Source organism: Pseudomonas sp. Pme6b (assembly GCF_058129925.1).
The window spans coordinates 4698058-4717975 of record NZ_CM176704.1 but is presented as its reverse complement, the minus strand read 5'-3'; the positions used below and the strand labels follow the sequence as shown (position 1 = coordinate 4717975).

17 protein-coding genes are annotated in these 19918 nt (G+C 59.0%); 13 read left to right on the top strand and 4 right to left on the bottom strand.

Annotation, left to right across the window (positions count from 1 at the left end; all coding sequences use genetic code 11):
* Positions 1-15: 15 nt before the first annotated feature.
* The 10 genes from pilW (at position 16) to AC4ANE_RS21330 (ending at position 10175) form a co-directional block, all read left to right on the top strand.
* Positions 16-774, top strand: coding sequence for a type IV pilus biogenesis/stability protein PilW (gene pilW / locus AC4ANE_RS21375; RefSeq protein WP_002552484.1), 759 nt, complete (start codon positions 16-18; stop codon positions 772-774).
* Complete coding sequence (locus AC4ANE_RS21370; RefSeq protein ID WP_002552485.1) at positions 774-1778, top strand: RodZ domain-containing protein; 1005 nt, start codon at positions 774-776, stop codon at positions 1776-1778. The genes pilW and AC4ANE_RS21370 overlap by 1 nt, the downstream gene beginning before the upstream one ends.
* Before the next feature lie 3 nt (positions 1779-1781).
* Entirely contained in the window at positions 1782-2891 is a 1110-nt protein-coding gene (ispG, locus tag AC4ANE_RS21365) for a flavodoxin-dependent (E)-4-hydroxy-3-methylbut-2-enyl-diphosphate synthase (RefSeq protein WP_031597363.1), read from the top strand.
* A 22-nt stretch (positions 2892-2913) separates the two neighbouring features.
* Complete coding sequence (gene hisS, locus AC4ANE_RS21360; RefSeq protein WP_002552487.1) at positions 2914-4203, top strand: histidine--tRNA ligase; 1290 nt, start codon at positions 2914-2916, stop codon at positions 4201-4203.
* Positions 4204-4242: 39 nt separating this feature from the next.
* Entirely contained in the window at positions 4243-4884 is a 642-nt protein-coding gene (locus AC4ANE_RS21355) for a YfgM family protein (protein ID WP_002552488.1), read from the top strand.
* Positions 4877-6031, top strand: coding sequence for an outer membrane protein assembly factor BamB (bamB, locus tag AC4ANE_RS21350; RefSeq protein ID WP_003409122.1), 1155 nt, complete (start codon positions 4877-4879; stop codon positions 6029-6031). The genes AC4ANE_RS21355 and bamB overlap by 8 nt, the downstream gene beginning before the upstream one ends.
* A gap of 138 nt (positions 6032-6169) precedes the next feature.
* A complete protein-coding gene (der, locus tag AC4ANE_RS21345) occupies positions 6170-7642 on the top strand; it encodes a ribosome biogenesis GTPase Der (RefSeq protein WP_002552490.1) in 1473 nt (490 codons plus the stop codon).
* 110 nt (positions 7643-7752) lie between these two features.
* Positions 7753-8901: a pyridoxal phosphate-dependent aminotransferase gene (locus AC4ANE_RS21340; protein ID WP_460408510.1), complete on the top strand. Its 1149-nt coding sequence runs from the start codon at positions 7753-7755 to the stop codon at positions 8899-8901.
* Positions 8889-9680: an amidohydrolase gene (locus tag AC4ANE_RS21335; protein WP_002552492.1), complete on the top strand. Its 792-nt coding sequence runs from the start codon at positions 8889-8891 to the stop codon at positions 9678-9680. Before AC4ANE_RS21340 ends, AC4ANE_RS21335 begins: the two co-directional genes overlap by 13 nt.
* Before the next feature lie 60 nt (positions 9681-9740).
* Entirely contained in the window at positions 9741-10175 is a 435-nt protein-coding gene (locus AC4ANE_RS21330; RefSeq protein ID WP_002552493.1) for a hypothetical protein, read from the top strand.
* Positions 10176-10414: 239 nt separating this feature from the next.
* Here the strand turns inward: AC4ANE_RS21330 and AC4ANE_RS21325 are convergent, their stop codons facing one another.
* The 4 genes from AC4ANE_RS21325 to xseA all read right to left on the bottom strand — a co-directional run bounded on the left by AC4ANE_RS21325 (position 10415) and on the right by xseA (position 15893).
* Complete coding sequence (locus AC4ANE_RS21325) at positions 10415-11284, bottom strand: isocitrate lyase/PEP mutase family protein (protein WP_002552494.1); 870 nt, start codon at positions 11282-11284, stop codon at positions 10415-10417.
* Positions 11285-11641: 357 nt separating this feature from the next.
* Entirely contained in the window at positions 11642-13312 is a 1671-nt protein-coding gene (gene leuA / locus AC4ANE_RS21320; RefSeq protein ID WP_002552495.1) for a 2-isopropylmalate synthase, read from the bottom strand.
* Between the two features lie 369 nt (positions 13313-13681).
* The gene (locus AC4ANE_RS21315) at positions 13682-14506 is read right to left on the bottom strand and encodes a peptidoglycan DD-metalloendopeptidase family protein (RefSeq protein ID WP_002552496.1); all 825 of its coding nucleotides are present in this window, start codon (positions 14504-14506) and stop codon (positions 13682-13684) included.
* 7 nt (positions 14507-14513) lie between these two features.
* Positions 14514-15893 (bottom strand): exodeoxyribonuclease VII large subunit, encoded by a 1380-nt coding sequence (xseA, locus tag AC4ANE_RS21310; RefSeq protein WP_002552497.1) that lies wholly within the window; start codon positions 15891-15893, stop codon positions 14514-14516.
* Between the two features lie 131 nt (positions 15894-16024).
* Between xseA and AC4ANE_RS21305 the strand changes: the two genes are divergently transcribed.
* The 3 genes from AC4ANE_RS21305 (at position 16025) to guaA (ending at position 19820) form a co-directional block, all read left to right on the top strand.
* The gene (locus AC4ANE_RS21305) at positions 16025-16573 is read left to right on the top strand and encodes a hypothetical protein (RefSeq protein WP_002552498.1); all 549 of its coding nucleotides are present in this window, start codon (positions 16025-16027) and stop codon (positions 16571-16573) included.
* Between the two features lie 94 nt (positions 16574-16667).
* Positions 16668-18137, top strand: coding sequence for an IMP dehydrogenase (guaB, locus tag AC4ANE_RS21300; RefSeq protein WP_002552499.1), 1470 nt, complete (start codon positions 16668-16670; stop codon positions 18135-18137).
* 105 nt (positions 18138-18242) lie between these two features.
* The gene (gene guaA, locus AC4ANE_RS21295) at positions 18243-19820 is read left to right on the top strand and encodes a glutamine-hydrolyzing GMP synthase (RefSeq protein ID WP_002552500.1); all 1578 of its coding nucleotides are present in this window, start codon (positions 18243-18245) and stop codon (positions 19818-19820) included.
* The last annotated feature ends 98 nt before the right edge of the window (positions 19821-19918 follow it).

The window sequence follows — 19918 nt, the reverse complement described above, 5'->3', positions numbered from 1 at the left end:
ATCGAGAGAGACTCCATGTCTGTGCGTGCCTCGCTGTTGCTATGTGTTGTCATGTTGCTGACGGCGTGCGTATCCACCGGCAACGTCAACCCGATGACAACGGCGCAGGGGCGCGAGGAAGCGCGCAGAGCGTACGTGCAGCTTGGGCTGGGTTACTTTCAGCAGGGGCAGACCGAGCGCGCCAAGGTTCCGCTGAAAAAGGCGCTCGAGCTCGACAGTTCCGACGCGCAGGCCAATGCCGCACTGGCGCTGGTGTTCCAGACCGAGATGGAGCCGGAGCTTGCAGAGCAGTACTTTCGCAAGGCGCTGGCTTCCAGTAACAACGAAACACGCATCGTCAATAATTACGGCAGTTTTCTGTTCGAACAAAAGCGTTACAAGGAAGCCTACGAGCGTTTTGAACAGGCCGCTGCCGACAACCTGTATCCTGAGCGGTCGCGAGTCTTTGAGAGCCTGGGCATGACTTCGCTGAAGCTGGGTAATCGCGAGCAGGCCCGTGAGCATTTTACCAAGGCGTTGCGCCTGGACCGCCAGTTGCCAAGGTCCTTGCTGGAAATGGCGCAGATATCCTACGAAGACAAGCAATATGTGCCGGCGCGTGATTATTACGACCGTTTTAGCCAACTCAGCGAGCAAAATGCACGTAGTCTATTGCTCGGTACACGCCTGGCGAAGATCTATGATGATCGTAACAAGGCGGCCAGTTTTGGTCTGCTGTTGAAAAGACTCTATCCCGGTACGCCGGAATATCAGCAATACCTGTCGGAGCAATGATGAAAGCGGCGCATCCCGAAGTTGTAGCAACCACCCGCGTGAACCCTGGAGAAACCCTGCGCCAGGTCCGCGAGAGCAGGAGCTGGTCGCTGCCAGATGTGGCTTTGAGACTGAACCTCACCGTGACCTCCCTGAGCAATCTGGAGAACGGACATTTTGAAAAGCTGCCTGGGCATACGTTTGCCCGGGGGTATGTACGCGCCTACGCCAAGCTGCTTGACCTCGATCAGGCGGCGCTGGTCGAACAGTTCGACCAGTTCACCGGCACCGATGGCAAGGGCAGTTCGGTCCACGCATTGGGCCGTATCGAAGAGCCGGTCAGGCTGTCACACAACATCCTGCGTATCGTCAGCCTGTTGTTGCTGGTGCTTCTGGTCGGTGGCGGTTTCTTCTGGTGGCAGGATCAGGCTTCTCTGCGTGGCAGGGACCAGTCCGGGCTGAACATGGAGCACGTCGAGGTCGAAAGCGCCGACGGCACCACTCAGATTCACCCGCTGGACGAGCCGGAAGAGCCCGCAGTGGCCGAAACGCCTAATGCCGGACAGACTTCGCTGCCGTTGAACACCGGTGCGCCTGCCAGTGAATCTCCGAGCGCGACGCCTGCTGCTCCTACTGCAGGTGTTACGAGTCATGCGCCTGCGCAGACACAGACACCGGCCGCCACTACGCCGCCTGCAAATGCTCCACAAGCGCCTGTTGCTGCGCCGACCGTACCGTCGATGCCGACCGCACCAGCCGAGCAGCCAGCGCCAGTCATGGCCGGGGCCGGTCAGATTACTGTGCAGTTCGTCGCCGATTGCTGGACCCAGGTCACTGACGGAAACGGCAAGGTGCTGGTCAGCGGCCTTAAGCGCAAGGGCGACAGCCTGGATGTCAGCGGCAAGCCGCCATTGACGCTGCGCCTGGGCTACGCACGCGGCGCGCAGGTCAGCTACAACGGTCAGCCTGTAGACGTGGCACCTTTTACCAGCGGCGAAACTGCTCGCCTGAAGCTAGGGCAATAAGTCATGCACGGCGAATCTCCAATCAAGCGTCGCGAATCCCGAAAAATATGGGTCGGTTCCGTACCGGTCGGCGGTGATGCGCCGATTGCCGTGCAGAGCATGACCAACAGCGATACCAACGATGTTGCGGCCACCGTCGCCCAGATCAACCGTCTGGAAGCTGCCGGTGTCGACATCGTGCGTGTTTCTGTACCGGACATGGACGCTGCCGAAGCCTTTGGTCGCATCAAGCAACTGGTCAAAGTGCCATTGGTCGCCGACATCCACTTCGACTATCGCATCGCCCTGCGTGTGGCGGAGCTGGACGTCGACTGTCTGCGTATCAACCCGGGCAATATCGGTCGTGAAGACCGGGTGCGGGCCGTGGTCGATGCTGCGCGTGATCGCGGTATTCCGATCCGCATCGGCGTCAACGCCGGGTCGCTGGAAAAAGACCTGCAGAAGAAGTACGGCGAGCCGACGCCAGAGGCGTTGGTGGAGTCTGCGTTGCGCCACGTCGAGCACCTGGAGCGCCTGAACTTTCAGGACTTCAAGGTCAGCGTCAAGGCGTCCGATGTGTTCATGGCCGTCGCAGCCTACCGCCTGCTGGCCAAACAGATCGTCCAGCCTCTGCATCTGGGTATCACCGAAGCTGGCGGCTTGCGTTCAGGCACGGTGAAATCGGCTGTCGGTCTTGGAATGCTGCTTGCCGAAGGAATTGGCGATACTATCCGCATCTCGCTGGCTGCTGATCCGGTCGAGGAAGTGAAAGTCGGGTACGACATCCTCAAATCGTTGCGCCTTCGTTCCCGTGGTATCAACTTCATCGCCTGCCCGAGCTGCTCGCGGCAGAACTTCGATGTGGTCAAGACCATGAACGAGCTTGAAGGTCGCCTTGAAGATTTGCTGGTGCCGCTTGATGTCGCAGTGATCGGTTGTGTAGTCAACGGTCCGGGCGAGGCCAAGGAAGCGCATATCGGCCTGACTGGTGGTACGCCGAACCTGATTTACATCGACGGCAAGCCTGCGCAGAAACTGACCAACGACAATCTCGTGGACGAGCTTGAACGCTTGATTCGCGAGAAAGCGGCTGAAAAGGCCGAAGCTGACGCATCTGTCATCGTGCGCGGCTAACCAGGATTGCTAAGGATTTTCTGTGAGTAAGTCTCTACAAGCCATTCGTGGCATGAACGACATCCTGCCCGAGCAGACGCCGCTGTGGCGCCACTTCGAAGGCACCGTTTCACGTCTGCTGGATAACTACGGTTACCGGCAGATTCGTATGCCTATCGTCGAATTCACCGAGCTGTTCAAGCGCTCCATCGGTGAAGTGACCGATATCGTCGAGAAGGAAATGTACACCTTCGCCGATCGCAACGGCGACTCCCTGACCCTGCGTCCGGAAGGTACTGCTGCCTGTGTGCGTGCGGTCCTGGAGCACGGCATCACCGGTGGCGGTCAGGTTCAGAAACTGTGGTACATCGGGCCGATGTTTCGTCACGAGCGTCCACAGAAAGGCCGTTATCGCCAGTTTCACCAGATTGGTGTCGAGGTCTTCAATCTTGACGGTCCGGACATCGATGCCGAACTGATCGTCATGACCTGGCGCCTGTGGGGCATGCTGGGCATTCGCAATGCGGTCAAGCTTGAACTCAACAGCCTGGGCACCAGCGAAGCGCGTGCGCGTTATCGTGATGCGCTGGTCGAGTTTCTGTCGGCACGTCTTGATCAACTCGACGAAGACAGCCAGCGTCGTCTGAAAACCAATCCGCTGCGCGTGCTGGACACCAAACACCCTGAAACCCAGGCTGTGCTGGTCGATGCTCCAAAGCTGGCAGATTATCTGGATGACGAATCCCGCGTTCACTTCGAAGGCCTGAAGGCCCGTCTGGACGCAGCCGGCATTCCTTATGTCATCAACCCGAAGCTGGTTCGCGGGCTGGATTATTACAGCAAGACCGTTTTCGAGTGGGTTACCGACCAATTGGGTGCTCAGGGTACGGTCTGTGCAGGCGGTCGTTATGACGGTCTGGTCGAGCAGATGGGCGGCAAGCCGACGACCGGCGTTGGTTTCGCGATGGGTATCGAGCGTCTGGTTCTGTTGCTTGAAACCCTCGGGCAGGTCCCGGAAGAAATTGCCCGTCAGGTCGATGTTTACCTGTGCGCCTTTGGCGAAGCAGCTGAGCTGGCTGCGCTGGCTCTCACCGAAAAGGTGCGCGATCAGTTGCCGAGCCTGCGTTTGCAGGTCAACGCCGGTGCCGGCAGCTTCAAAAGCCAGTTCAAGAAAGCCGACAAGAGCGGTGCGCTGTATGCGCTGATTCTCGGTGAAGAAGAACTGGCGGCAAAGGTCATTGGCGTCAAACCCCTGCGCGGTCAGGGTGAACAACAAAATATTGCCTGGGACGCTCTGTCAGAGCACCTGGCCTCCTGCGTTGTGCAGGGTTGAAGCTGATTTAACAGCCGTTTAGCGAATAGGAGTATTGGGGTGTCGGGTACCGAAGATGAAGAGCTGGCGGTAATGAAGGACTGGTGGCAGCGTAACGGCAAACCCCTGTTGACCGGTGGTCTGCTTGCGTTGGTCGTGGTCTTGGGTTGGCAGTTCTGGCACAGGTATCAGGCCAGCCAGTCGCAAGGCGCCTCGATGCTTTATCAGCAATTGCTGGAAACCGCACTGACGCCCAGTGGCCAGGCAGACACCGCACGTGTCGCCGAGATATCCGGCAAACTGAAAAGCGAATTCGGTGGCACTACCTATGCACAGTTCGGTAGCCTGTTCGTCGCCAAGGTGGCGGTCGATGCCGGTAAGCTGGACGATGCTGCAGCCGAGCTGAAAACCGTGGCCGACAAGCCTGCCAATGACACGCTGGGCGAGATTGCCCGTCAGCGTCTGGCTCGCGTGCTGGCTGCGCAGAACAAGACCGATGACGCGCTGAAGCTGCTCGACGGCGATGCCGACAAGGCCTTCCTCGCCAGTCGTGAAGAACTCAAGGGTGACCTGCTGGTACAGCTGGGTCGTACCGACGAGGCATATGCTGCATACCAAAAGGCCAAATCCGCTCTGTCCGAAGACGCAGCAGTGGGTGGCCTGCAAATGAAGCTCGACGATTTGGCGAAAGGGGATGCGTGACGTGATTCGTTGGAAACATGCAGCATTGCTGGCTCTGGCCATTCTGGCCGCGGGTTGCAGCAGCAACAGCAAAAAGGAATTGCCTCCGGCCGAGCTGACCGACTTCAAAGAAGAAGTGGTTCTGCACAAGCAATGGAGCCGTTCCGTCGGCGACGGTCAGGGCAAGACGTACAACATGCTCGTGCCAGCCATCGATGGCGATCGCATCTACGCGGCTGACGTCACTGGCGAAGTCGTATCGCTGGATCGTCTGACCGGTGATGTGATCTGGAAGAAAGATCTCGATCTGCCGGTTTCCGGTGCAGTCGGCGTGGGCTATGGCCTGGTGATGATCGGTACCCTCAAGGGTGAAGTCATTGCCATGGACGCCACCTCCGGTGAGGAAAAGTGGCGCGCTCGCGTGACCAGCGAAGTGCTGGCTCCGCCTGCCACCAACGGTTCTGTGGTAGTGGTTCAGACTCAGGATGACCGTATTGTCGGTTTCGATGCCTCCACAGGTTCCCAGCTCTGGATTTACGAAAGCACCCCAGCGGTGCTGACCCTGCGTGGTACCGGTGCTCCACTTGCAACCAATCGTCTCGCCGTGGCGGGTCTGTCGACCGGTAAGGTCGTCGCGCTGGACATTACCAACGGCGTGCCTGTCTGGGAGCAGCGTGTTGCTATCCCGCAAGGTCGCTCGGAACTGGATCGTGTCGTGGATATCGACGGCGGCCTGTTGCTGTCCGGCGGTACACTGTACGTCGCTACCTATCAGGGTCGCGTCGCCGGTCTGGACCTGGAAAGCGGTCGTGTGCTCTGGCAGCGTGATGCCTCTAGCTACTCGGGCGTTGCCCAGGGCTTTGGCAGCGTTTACGCAACCCTGGCCTCCGGCACTGTTGAAGGTATCGACGAGCGTTCGTCCTCTGCACTGTGGAGCAACGAATCACTGGCTCGCCGCCAGCTCGGCGCGCCGGAAGTGTATTCCAGCTATGTAGCGGTCGGTGACATGGAAGGCTACCTGCACCTGTTGAGCCAGGTGGACGGTCGTTTTGTCGGTCGCGAACGTATCGACAGCGACGGCCTGCGTGCTCGTCCGCTGGTGGTTGGGGACATGATTTACGTGTATGGCAACAGCGGCAAACTGGAAGCCCTGACCATCAAGCAATAAGTGTCCATGCCCGGGGCCGATGGCCCCGGGTGCCTTTGCTTCGGCAAGGCTGCGGTGCCTTTATGGCATCGCCCCGAACTCCGGCCGCTGCCCTGCAGCGGCTTTTGTATTTTCTGAAATAACGAAGTGGAGAGCCGCATGGTTCCCGTAATCGCCCTGGTGGGTCGACCGAACGTCGGCAAGTCCACCATGTTCAACCGCCTGACCAGGACTCGCGACGCCATTGTCGGTGATCTGTCCGGTCTTACCCGTGATCGCCAATACGGAGAGGCGAAGTGGCAAGGGCGCTCCTATATTCTGATCGACACCGGCGGTATTTCCGGTGACGAGCATGGCATGGACGAAAAGATGGCCGAGCAGTCGCTGCTGGCCATTGAAGAAGCCGATGTGGTGCTGTTTCTGGTGGACGCCCGTGCGGGCTACACCGCTGCTGATCAGATGATTGGTGAGCACCTGCGCAAGCGCAACAAGCGTTCCTACGTGGTTGCCAACAAGATCGACAACATCGACGAAAACCTGGCACGTGCCGAGTTCAGCCCGATGGGTCTGGGCGACGCCATTCCGGTGGCTGGTGCCCATGGTCGTGGCATCTCGCAGATGCTCGAAATCGCCCTGCGGGAGTTTCCCAAGGACGAAGACGAGCTGGAAGAGGGCGAGGAGGTCGAGGAAGTTGCCGAAGGTCAGGAAGCCAAGCGCATTCCTGGTCCAAGCGAAAAAGACGGCATCAAGATCGCAATCATCGGGCGTCCCAACGTCGGCAAATCGACGCTGGTCAACCGAATGCTGGGTGAAGACCGGGTTATCGTCTATGACGAGCCAGGCACCACGCGCGACAGTATCTACATTCCCTTCGAGCGTAATGAAGAGAAGTACACGCTGATCGACACTGCCGGTGTGCGCAAGCGCGGCAAGATCCACGAGGAAGTTGAAAAGTTCTCGGTGGTCAAGACGCTGCAGGCCATCAAGGACGCCAACGTGGTGATCTTTGTGATGGACGCCCGCGAAGGTGTGGTCGACCACGACCTGAACCTGCTGGGCTTCGCCCTTGAAGCGGGTCGTGCGCTGGTCATCGCGCTGAACAAGTGGGACGGCATGACGCCGGGCGAACGCGATTTCGTGAAGATCGAGCTGGAGCGCCGGTTGTTCTTCGTCGACTTCGCCGACATCCACTTCATCTCCGCACTGCACGGCACGGGCGTGGGCAACCTGTATCAGTCGGTACAGAACTCGTTCAAGTCTGCGGTAACCCGCTGGCCAACCAGCCGCCTGACCCAGATTCTCGAAGATGCGGTCAGCGAGCATGCGCCACCGATGGTCGGCAGCCGCCGCATCAAGCTGCGCTACGCTCACCTGGGCGGCGCCAACCCGCCGCTGATCGTGATCCACGGTAACCAGGTCGAGAAAGTACCCAAGTCCTACGTTCGTTACCTGGAAAACACTTACCGGCGTGTGCTCAAACTGGTCGGTACGCCGATCCGTATCGAGTTCAAGGGCGGCGAGAACCCGTATGAAGGCAACAAGAACACGCTCACCGACCGTCAGGTCAACAAGAAGCGTCGGATGATGTCGCACCACAAGAAGGCCGACAAGAAGCGCCGCGACAAGCGCTGAGTCAGCATCTGGAAAAAGGCGCTTCGGCGCCTTTTTTTGTGTCCGTTTAATGGGCTATCCTGCCTGACCCCGTGCCGCCCGGTGCCGGGAGATTGCAGGGAAAGGGTTCCATGATCGACAGCAAGTTGCCCAACGTGGGCACCACTATCTTCACCGTCATGTCACAGCTGGCCGCCGAAACCGGAGCTATCAACCTGTCCCAGGGGTTTCCTGATTTTGACGGGCCGCAGGCGCTGCGTGATGCGGTTTGCCGACATATCACTCAAGGCCATAACCAATACTCACCGATGACCGGGCTGCCTGCGCTTCGTCAGCAAGTTGCGGCAAAGATCGCCCGCAGCTATGGGCGTACGGTCAATGCGGACACTGAAATCACTATTACACCGGGTGCCATCCAGGCGATTTTCTGCGCGATCCATAGCGTTATTCGCGCTGGCGACGAAGTGATCATTTTTGACCCTTGCTATGACAGCTACGAGCCCGCTGTCGAGCTGGCCGGTGGGCGCTGCGTCCATGTGCAACTGGGGCTGGATGACTTCTCCATCGACTGGCAAAAGCTCAGCGATGCGTTAAGCCCGCGTACACGCATGATTGTCATCAATAGCCCGCACAACCCGAGCGGTGCCCTGATCAGTCGTGCAGAGCTTGATCGACTGGCTGCGCTGATCGCCGATCGTGATATCTACCTGCTTAGCGATGAAGTTTATGAACACCTGGTCTTCGATGGCGCGCGCCATGTCAGCGTGCTTGATCACGAGGCACTGTATCAGCGCGCCTTCGTCGTCAGCTCGTTCGGCAAGACATATCACGTCACAGGCTGGAAAACCGGTTACGTGGTCGCGCCGCCCGCGCTGACTTCCGAACTGCGCAAGGTGCATCAGTACGTCAGTTTCTGTGGTGTCACGCCATTGCAGTATGCGCTGGCCGATTTCATGGCCGAGCACCCTGAGCATGTCGATGAGCTGCCAGGCTTCTATCAGGCCAAGCGCGACTTTTTCTGTGGTCATCTGGCTGAATCGCGTTTCAGCTTCCGGCCTGTTGGCGGTACTTATTTCCAGTTGGTCGATTATTCGCAGATACGGCCTGACCTGAATGACGTGGACATGGCGCTGTGGATGACCCGTGAACACGGTGTGGCGAGCATTCCGATTTCTGTGTTCTACCAGAGCCCTCCAGCAGGCCAGCGTCTGATTCGCCTGTGCTTCGCCAAGCAAGAGGACACGTTGCGTCAGGCGGCGGAGAAACTATGCGCGATATAAGCGAACTGCCAAACCTGAACCTTGCGCTGATTCAGACGACTCTGGCATGGCATGATCGGGAGGCCAATCTGGAGCATTTCGAGCACTTGCTGGGCCAGGCGCATGGCGCTGATCTGGTGATCCTGCCTGAAATGTTCACCACCGGGTTCTCGATGGAGTCCGAGGCGCTGGCTGAGCCTGAGGCAGGTCCTACATCGACCTGGCTGTTGGCGCAGGCTAAGCGGATCAATGCGGTGGTGACCGGCAGCGTCATCATTCGCGCTGCCGATGGCACTTATCGCAACCGTCTGCTGTGGGCGCGACCGGAGGGTGAGTTGCTGCATTATGACAAGCGTCACTTGTTTCGTATGGCGGGTGAACACGAACACTACACGCCGGGCGAGCGTCAGGTGATGTTTGAGCTTAATGGGTGGCGTATTCGCCCGCTGATCTGCTACGACCTGCGCTTTCCGGTCTGGAGCCGTGACGCCGAAAGTACCGACCTGTTGCTGTACACCGCCAACTGGCCAGGCGCGCGACGTCTGCACTGGAACCGCCTGCTGCCCGCCAGGGCCATCGAAAACCTGTGCTACGTTGCCGCGGTCAATCGGGTAGGGTCGGACGGGAAGGGCTTTGCGTACACCGGTGACAGTCAGGTTCTGGATTTTCAAGGCGAGAGCCTGTTGGGGGCAGGCGAAGCGGATGGAGTGTTCAGGGCGACGTTAAGCGCGGCAGACTTACAAGCCTATCGCACACGCTTTCCAGCCGGTCTGGACGCTGACTCTTTTAATATTCAATAAAAATTACTTCAGAATGTTACGAGTCGGCCGATAGCGTGTGCAGGCAACCTGGAGACCGCCATGATTACCATCAATACGTCCACATTGAACAGCTATTCAAGCCCGTTGACCCTAGCGGTTAAATCTACCGACGCAGAGGCAATCAAGTCTGCAACTACCACGACTGAAACAGAGAAGACCTCTGATCAGGCCTCGACCGAAGGCGGTAAGGCCGGAGCGGCCGGTGGTGGGGGCAGCGTTGGCGGCTCCAGCAAATCGGCTCTTAATCAGACGATCGAACAGATAAAGCAGCAGATCAAGGACGCCCAGAAGCAACTGGCTCAACAGCAGGCGCAATTGGCTGCCGCTCAAAGCGGTAATGGCACTGCGGAAGAAAAGGCCCAGAAAGCCATGGCGATTCAGGGTCAGATTGCGTCCACCAGCGCTAACCTGCAGACCTTGCAGGCATCGTTGTTGCAGCTGGAGACTGAAGGTGGCGTGAATACCACTGCCTGATGTCCTGGCACGGATGATGGTCGTGCCGACGCGCCGCGTCGGCATGCGGTGCTTACGTTACGGGTCTGCTCCCGGCTATGTGGTGCGCGCAGATCTGTGACGCAGAGCGTCACGACAGGCGTTCCCACGCTGGAGCGTGCGGAACGATAACCTGACTATCGTGCGACGCTCTGCGTCGGATCTTGAGTGTGCGGCTTGGCGCAGATCTGTGACGCAAAGCGTCACAGCACCCAGAGCCCTTACTCGTTCACATTCATGAACTTGCGTGCCCACTCTACGTAGTCTTCAGGCTGCGTATAGGTGTGGGTCAATTCGGTAGCGCTCATGTTCGACTCGCTGCCCAGAATCTGGCGTTGCTCGCGTAAGCAGTCGTAGGTGGCTTTGATTGCGGCAAAGTACGCAGCGTGGCCATGCACGCAGACTCGCACGCCCATCTCGGCAAGACGCGCATTGTCGTGCAGCTCAGGGTTGCCGTAGGTCACCAGCATCAGCGGTACGGTCACGCCTTCGGATATCTGTGCCAGGTGATCAAAGTCACGAATGCCGACGATGGTAATGCCGTCAGCCCCGGCAGCCTGATACTGCTGAACCCGACTGATGGCTTCCTGAACCGGGATGATCGCCGCGTTGGTTCGAGCGAAAATCGACATCTCCGGGTCGACACGTGCCTCCAGTGCTGCGCGGATCTTGCCAACACCTTCAGCCGTGGAAATCAGGTCAGTGGATTTGCGTCCGAACTGCGCAGGCAGCAGGGTATCTTCAATCGTCAACGCCGAGATGCCGGCGCGTTCCAGTTCAACAACGGTACGCATGACGTTAAGGGCATTGCCATAACCATGGTCTGCGTCCGCGATAACCGGCAGTTGCGCAACGCGGCCGATGCGCGTGGCCTGTTCAACGAACTCGCTCAGGGTGATCAGTGCGAAGTCAGGTGCTGCCAGTACTTGCAGCGATGCGACAGAACCGCCGAGGATGCCTACTTCAAAGCCCAGATCCGCTGCGATTCGCGCTGACATGGGGTCGAATACCGAGGCGGTGTGAAAGCACGAGTTCGACGAGGTAAGCGCACGGAAACTGCGGCGCAAATCTTGATGGGAAGCCTTGGGCATAATCGCTCCAAATGTGATTGGATCAGCTCAGCGTACCGAGGCCGATAGTAATTTCAATGCACGGTGGGTCTGCCCGAGCATTCTTTTCGTCCGGAAATCAATGCAATAGTCGTCTTGGTTTTATAGGAAAGATGTAGCTGGCAGGTAAGTCCGGATGGGCATCGTCAGCATATGAATTGCTGTTGGATGTTGGCCCGTCCTGGAATAAAGGCAGCATGCTACCACAGCATAAATGAAAAAGATTATGCCGAAACAGGCAGGGTCATGCGTGGAATGCAAGAGGCTGGCGAGGAGGGGAGTCGCGCGCTCGGTTTGGGTGAGGATGGCGAACTGGCGTCCGCCATCCTGCCTGTAGACTCAGGCGGCCTTGGCTTGTGTCTGGCTCAACGAGCGGTTCAGTGCGCTGAACAGTGCCCGGAAGCTGGCGGTGGTAATGTTTTCATCAATACCCACGCCATGCACGGCACGCTCGCCATTCACGCGCAGTTCGATGTAGGCAGCGGCTTTGGCCGTGGTGCCCGAGCCAATGGCGTGCTCGTTGTAGTCCATGATCTCCACGGCAACTGGCAGACCGGCGACCAGCGCTTCCAGAGCGCCTTTGCCCTTGCCGCGCCAATGCTGGGTTTCACCGTCCACATGCACTTCGGCATCGACCGCACTGTTGCCGTTCTCCTCCTGCAACTTGTGGCTGATCAGCGCGTAAGGTGTGTTGGCTTGCAGGTATTCACGGCGCAACAGCGAATGAATCTGCTGAGCGGACATCTCCAGGCCCAGACGATCGGTTTCACCCTGAACTACCTGGCTGAACTCGATCTGCATACGGCGCGGCAGGGAAATGCCATATTCCTGCTCCAGCAGGTAAGTGATGCCACCTTTGCCTGACTGGCTGTTGACGCGAATCACCGCCTCGTAGCTACGGCCAATGTCGGCGGGGTCAATCGGCAGGTAAGGCACTTCCCACAGCTCGCCGTCCTTCTGCTGGGTGAAGCCCTTGCGGATGGCGTCCTGGTGCGAACCGGAGAACGCGGTGTGTACCAGGTCGCCAACGTACGGGTGACGTGGATGAACCGGAATCTGGTTGCACTCTTCGACGACCTTACGCACACCGTCGATATCCGAGAAGTCCAGCTCCGGGTCGATGCCCTGGGTGTAGAGGTTCAATGCAACGGTGACCAGATCGACGTTGCCGGTCCGCTCGCCGTTACCGAACAGGCAGCCTTCGACGCGATCCGCACCGGCCATCAGGCCCAGCTCGGTAGCAGCGACGCCTGTACCACGGTCGTTATGGGTGTGCAGGCTGATCAGCACGCTGTCGCGGCGGGTGATGTTGCGGCCGAACCATTCGATCTGGTCAGCGTAAATGTTGGGTGTCGCCACTTCCACGGTGGCCGGGAGGTTGAGGATCACCTTGTTCTCGGGCGTCGGGTTCCACACCTCGATCACCGCATCGCAGACTTCCTTGGCGAATTCCAGCTCGGTCGCACTGAAGGTTTCCGGCGAGTACTCGAAGGTCCACTGGGTTTCAGGCTGTTGTGCTGCATATTTGACGAAAAGCTTGGCCGCGTTGACCGCGATCTCTTTCACCCCGGCCTTGTCCTGATTGAAGACGATGCGGCGGAACGACGGGCTGGTCGCGTTATACAGGTGGACGATGGCTTTCTTCGCGCCACGCAGCGATTCGAACGTGCGAGCGATCAGGTCTTCGCGAGCCTGGGTCAGCACCTGAATGGTGGTGTCATCCGGGATATGGCCGTCTTCGATCAGGGTACGCACGAAATCGAAGTCAGTCTGCGAAGCTGATGGAAAGGATGCCTCGATTTCCTTGACGCCAACGCTGACCAGGATTTTCCAGAAGCGCAGTTTCTTGGCCGCGTCCATTGGTTCGATCAACGACTGGTTGCCGTCGCGCAGGTCGGAGCTGCACCAGATCGGCGCTGCATCGATGGTCTTCGAAGGCCAGGTGCGGTCAGGCAGATCGATGGTCGGGAATGCGCGGTACTTCTTCGATGGGTCTTTGAGCATGGTCATCAGGAAATCCTTTTGTATTCACGGGGCCGGGTTAGGGTCGGCCTTCCGTTCTAAAAAGCACAGGGGTTGCGAACACAGGGGCGAGGCACAGCAATCTAGCCTGGCAGTCGGGCGCTGACCAGGCTGAGGCACCGATGTTGGCGCAACAGAATAAGGGTTTGAGAGGTTTTCATGAGCCCAACCGTAACCATTGGAATGAATGATGGCAAGCACTTGAAAAAGATTAGGATAAATTCTCGAAAATACGCCGTTATCGATTTTTTATAGCGGGTTATGAGCTTTTATTTGCTGGTTATTGTTGGTCGAAAGCGATGTGCGCAAAGAACGACTGTCGTTGGCAAGCGCCTTAGCGCTTGCTGACGAAAAGTGTTACGGCTGAAACGCGCCGATGAAGATTGCCGGGTCCACGCGCGCATCGTTGAGGCTGACGTTCCAGTGCATGTGCGGGCCGGTTGCGCGACCTGTAGCACCGACCTTGCCGACCACGCCGCCACGAGGGACCAGATCACCGACTTTCACATCGATTTTCGACATGTGGCAAAACATGCTGATGAAGCCTTGGCCGTGGTCAACGAATACAGTGTTGCCATTGAAAAAGTAATTACCGGTCAGGATGACCTTGCCCGCAGCCGGAGATTTGATCGGCGTGCCTGCCGGTACAGCGAAATCCAGTCCTGAGTGCGGGTTGCGCTCCTCGCCGTTGAAGAATCTACGTACGCCGAACCTGCTCGATAGCGGTCCGTTGACTGGCTTGTCCAGAATCAGGTTGCTCGGCGTTCCGGGGCTGAAGCTGCGGTAGGCGCGTAGCTGTTCAGCCAGTTCGCCCTCGATACGCTTGTTGTCTTCAGGGTTTGGGTTCACCTGACGTTTGTTTTTGAGCGTGATGTGCTGTTCCGGGTATTTCTTGCTGCCGACAGTGAAGTTCAGCGTGCGCCCGCCCGAGGTCACTTGTTGAGTGCCGGGTTTGACCGTTAACGGGATGCCGACGATGGCCAGCCATCGCGTGCCCTGTGCCTTGACCACCAGCACCGGTTTGCCTTGATAGGTGGCGGTCGGAGCCTGAGCGCCAGTGCCCAGATCGACAACCGCCACGCCGCCTGGCACCGGTTTGTCGAGTGCGCGGGTAATAAAGCTGTCAGCGTGAGCGGGAAGACAGAGCAGCAGGGCGAACAGCGGGGCAATAAAACGTAGCATCAGGCAGTCAGTCCAGAAGGGAGAGGGTCACGGGTGTGAGGTGATTGTCTTCAACGCGCACTTGCAGTTCGCCTTCGCCGAGCCTGGCGGTAAGCCGTTGGCCCGTTTGCGTCTGTGCCGCGCTGCGGATCGCGTGGCCGCGCTCGTCGAGCAGGATGCTGTAACCGCGTCCCAGTGTGGCGAGCGGGCTGACCACGTTGAGGGTCTGCACCTGACTTTGCAGTTGCAGCTTGCGTGCCTTGATCTGTTCACGAATGGCTCGCGGCAGACGCTCGGCCAAGGCATCCAGACGCTGACGCAGAAAACCCAGGGTTCGGCCCGGATGCTGTGCAGCTAGACGGCTCTGCATATGGGCGAGACGCACCTGACGTTGGTGCATGTTCTGTTCGAAAGCGCGGCGCAGGCGCATGTCCAGGTCGTCCAGCCGTTGCGACTGCTGACGCAAGCGCTCGCCAGGATGACGCAGACGCCGCGAAATGCCCTCAAGACGCAAGCGCTCGCGCATCAGTCGATCCTGCATACGGCTCACCAGTCGGCGGTGCAGGCTGTCGACGCGTCGATGCAGGTCACTGGAGTCCGGAGCGAGCAGTTCGGCGGCAGCGGAGGGCGTCGGCGCTCGTACGTCGGCCACGAAATCGCTGATGGAAACATCGGTTTCATGTCCAACAGCACTGACAATCGGCGTCACGCACGCGTCGATGGCGCGGGCGACAGCTTCTTCGTTGAAGCACCACAGGTCCTCCAGCGATCCACCACCACGGGCGAGTATCAGTGCATCGAAGCCTCTGCTGTCGGCCAGTTTCAGTGCGCGGACAATCTGGTTGATCGCCTCACGCCCCTGAACGGCGGTGGGGATCAATGTCAGTTCGACCCTCGGTGCGCGGCGGCGGAACACACTAATGATGTCGCGGATTACCGCGCCGGTCGGTGAGCTGATGATGCCGATACGTTGCGGATGCAACGGCAAGGCAACCTTGCGCTCGGCGCTGAACAGGCCTTCGTCGCTGAGCTTGGCTTTCAACGCATCGAATGCCAGGCGCAACGCACCATCACCGGCAGGTTCCACCGTGTCGAGAATCAGCTGGTAGTCGCCACGGCCTTCAAACAGCGACACCTTGCCGCGCACCTTGACCTGCAAGCCGTCCTTGAGCGCCTGACGCACACGCGCCGCGCTCTGCCGGAACAGTGCGCAACGCACTTGCGCGCCAGAGTCCTTCAGCGTGAAGTACACATGGCCAGACGCCGGGCGAGAGAGGTTGGATATCTCGCCTTCGACCCAGATACTGCTGAACACGTCCTCCAGCAACACCCGCGCACGGCCGTTGAGCTGGCTGACAGTAAGGACTTCCCGGTCGAGGCCGAGTCTTGCGAAAGGGTCTTTGATCATGTCGGGCATCATAATGGCAATGCCGGTCTGGCGCACGGGTCCGTAGCGCCACTTCGATCATGATTTCACCTTGACCAGAATCATCAGCCTATTAAGCTGCGGCCTCGAACAGCTTTAAGCGACGCTCCGTTATGAACACCCAAAGCATTATCGTCCCGCAAATTTCCACTTTTCCCGGGCACGAGGCCAGGGCGCGGCTGATTCTGCGCTGGCTGGTCAAGCTCGATGTAGTCGAGCCGGAGCTGACGACATGCGGGCGCACCTATAACAAGATGGCCTACGCCGTGGCACCCGGAGCGAGAAGGGTAGTAAAGCACCCCGATGCCTTGCCTTTCGGGCAAACAGTCAATGGTCTGGAAATCGTCACCAAGCGCTGCATCTATACCCCGCTGAACGACTTTGCCGAAGAGGCCGGTTGCCCGAAGTGTCGTCGCGAAGTGGGGGAGGCGCTGTTCGACAGCCTGGAAGACTGGATGCCCGGTCACACCGATAATTTTACCTGCCCCGAATGCCGCCACGAAGATGACATCAACGGCTTTCTTTTTCTCGACGCCTGCGGGTTTTCCAACCTCGGTTTCATCTTCAATAACTGGCTGGATGCGTCGTTCACGCAGACCTTTCTGGATGACTTCGCCGAACGTCTGGATCGCCCGGTCTCCTGCGTTAATGTGCGTCTATAAACAGCTTTGATAATAGGCTGAGGTTTACATTGAGCCGGGCGGGGTCTGTGGGTATAATGGCGCGCTTCCAATTTCCCGCCCGGGAGCCCCCGCGATGCTGCGTATCAGTCAAGAAGCCCTTACATTCGACGACATTCTCCTTGTGCCCGGTTATTCCGAGGTACTTCCCAACGAAGTCAGTCTGAAAACCCGTTTGACCCGTGGCATCGAGCTGAATATACCTTTGGTCTCTGCTGCAATGGATACAGTCACCGAGGCCCGTCTGGCAATTGCCATGGCCCAGGAAGGCGGTATCGGTATCATCCACAAGAACATGACCATCGAGCAGCAAGCAGCCGAAGTGCGCAAGGTCAAGAAGTTCGAGGCTGGTGTCGTCAAGGACCCGATCACGATCGAAGCCGATGCCACTGTTCGTGATCTGTTCGAACTTACCCGCATGCACAACATTTCCGGCGTACCGGTGCTGCACAATGGCGACCTGGTCGGCATCGTGACGTCCCGCGACGTACGCTTCGAAAACCGTCTTGATGTCCCTGTCCGCGAAGTGATGACGCCTAAAGAGCGTCTGGTCACCGTGCGTGAAGGTGCCGACAAGAACGAAGTGCGTGAGCTGCTGCACAAACACCGTCTGGAAAAAGTCCTGATCGTGGATGCCCACTTCGCGCTCAAGGGCATGATGACCGTCAAGGACATCGAAAAAGCCAAGGCTTATCCGCTGGCCAGCAAGGACGATCAGGCTCGCCTGCGCGTCGGCGCTGCTGTCGGTACCGGCAAGGACACCGGCGAGCGCGTCACTGCGCTGGTCGCTGCCGGCGTTGACGTTGTTGTGGTCGACACCGCTCACGGCCATTCCAAAGGCGTGATCGACCGCGTTCGCTGGGTCAAGGAAAACTTCCCTCAGGTGCAGGTCATCGGCGGCAACATCGCCACTGGCGAAGCTGCGAAGGCTCTGGTTGCTGCAGGCGCCGATGCAGTCAAGGTCGGTATCGGCCCAGGCTCCATCTGCACCACGCGCATCGTTGCCGGTGTCGGCGTGCCGCAGATCAGCGCCATCGCCAATGTTTCCGCAGCCCTTGAAGGCACAGGCGTGCCGATGATCGCCGATGGCGGCATCCGCTTCTCCGGTGACCTGTCCAAGGCCATCGTGGCCGGTGCCTCCTGCGTGATGATGGGTTCGATGTTCGCCGGTACTGAAGAAGCACCAGGCGAGATCGAACTGTTCCAGGGCCGTTCCTACAAGGCCTATCGCGGCATGGGTTCGCTGGGTGCGATGTCCCAGGCGCAAGGCTCGTCCGATCGCTATTTCCAGGACTCGTCCGCAGGTGCCGAGAAACTGGTGCCGGAAGGTATCGAAGGCCGTGTGGCCTACAAAGGTCCGTTGTCGGCCATCATCCATCAGTTGATGGGCGGTCTGCGTTCCTCCATGGGTTACACCGGCAGTGCCGACATCGAGCAGATGCGCACCAAGCCCGAGTTCGTTCGCATTACCGGCGCAGGCATGGCTGAATCCCACGTCCATGATGTGCAGATCACCAAGGAAGCGCCGAACTATCGCGTTGGTTGATCCGGACTGCATCGTGGTGTGCGCCGCGATGCAGGCCAACACTTTTTATAGCCGGGGCTGTTGACGCAGCCCCGTGTCGTTTCTGTTTTTTGACGAGAATGAGTCATGGCCCTCGACATTCACGCCCACCGTATCCTGATCCTCGACTTCGGTTCCCAGTACACCCAGCTGATCGCCCGCCGCGTGCGTGAAATCGGCGTGTATTGCGAGCTGCATCCGTTTGACATGGACGACGAAGCGATTCGCGAATTCGCTCCAAAAGGCGTGATCCTCGCCGGCGGCCCCGAGTCCGTACACGAAGCCAACAGCCCACGCTGCCCGCAAGCAGTATTTGACCTGGGTGTGCCGGTGTTCGGTATCTGCTACGGCATGCAGACCATGGCCGAGCAGTTGGGCGGCAAGGTTGCCGGTTCCGAGCTGCGCGAGTTCGGCTACGCTCGCGTTGACGTAGTCGGCAAAAGCCGTCTGCTCGATGGTATCGAAGACCATATCGACGCCGACGGCCTGTTTGGCCTCGACGTATGGATGAGTCACGGTGACAAGGTCACCAAACTGCCGGAAGACTTCCACATTCTGGCCAGTACCCCGAGCTGCCCGATTGCCGGTATGGCTGACGACGCTCGCGGTTACTACGGCGTGCAGTTCCACCCGGAAGTGACCCACACCAAGCAGGGCGGTCGCATCCTGTCGCGCTTCATCCTCGACATCTGCGGCTGTGAAGCGCTGTGGACCCCGTCGAAGATTGCTGAAGACGCTATCGCTCAGGTTCGCGCCCAGGTAGGCACCGACAACGTCCTGCTGGGCCTGTCCGGCGGCGTTGACTCGTCTGTCGTTGCCGCGTTGCTGCACAAGGCCATCGGCGATCAACTGACCTGCGTATTCGTCGACAACGGCCTGCTGCGTCTGCATGAAGGCGAGCAAGTGATGGCCATGTTCGCCGAGAACATGGGCGTCAAGGTGATCCGCGCCAACGCCGAAGAGCGGTTCCTGAACAACCTGGAAGGCGAGAGCGATCCAGAGAAGAAGCGCAAGATCATCGGCCGCACCTTCATCGACGTGTTCGATGCCGAGTCCTGCAAGCTGGACAACATCAAGTACCTGGCGCAAGGCACCATCTACCCGGACGTGATCGAGTCGGCTGGCGCGAAAAGCGGCAAGGCCCACGTCATCAAGTCGCACCACAACGTGGGCGGCCTGCCGGAAGAAATGAACCTCAAGCTGGTCGAGCCACTGCGCGAGCTGTTCAAGGACGAAGTCCGCCGCCTGGGCCTCGAACTCGGCCTGCCGTACGACATGGTCTACCGCCACCCATTCCCAGGCCCAGGCCTGGGCGTGCGCATCCTCGGCGAAGTGAAGAAGGAATACGCCGACCTCCTGCGTCGTGCCGACCACATCTTCATCGAAGAACTGCGCAAGGCCGACTGGTATCACAAAGTCAGCCAGGCGTTCGTGGTGTTCCAGCCGGTTAAATCGGTTGGCGTGGTCGGCGACGGCCGCCGCTACGCCTGGGTCGTCGCGCTGCGCGCTGTCGAAACCATCGACTTCATGACCGCTCGTTGGGCGCACCTGCCTTATGAGCTGCTGGAGACGGTGAGTGGCCGGATCATCAATGAGATCGAAGGGATCTCGCGGGTGACTTATGACGTGTCGAGCAAGCCGCCGGCTACTATTGAGTGGGAATGATTGGACGTCCGGCATTGTCCGGCACCAACTAGCAAGAAATGCTCTGGAGCCCGCGTAATTGCGGGCTTTTGGCTTTTTGGGTCTGGCAAGTTCTGGCA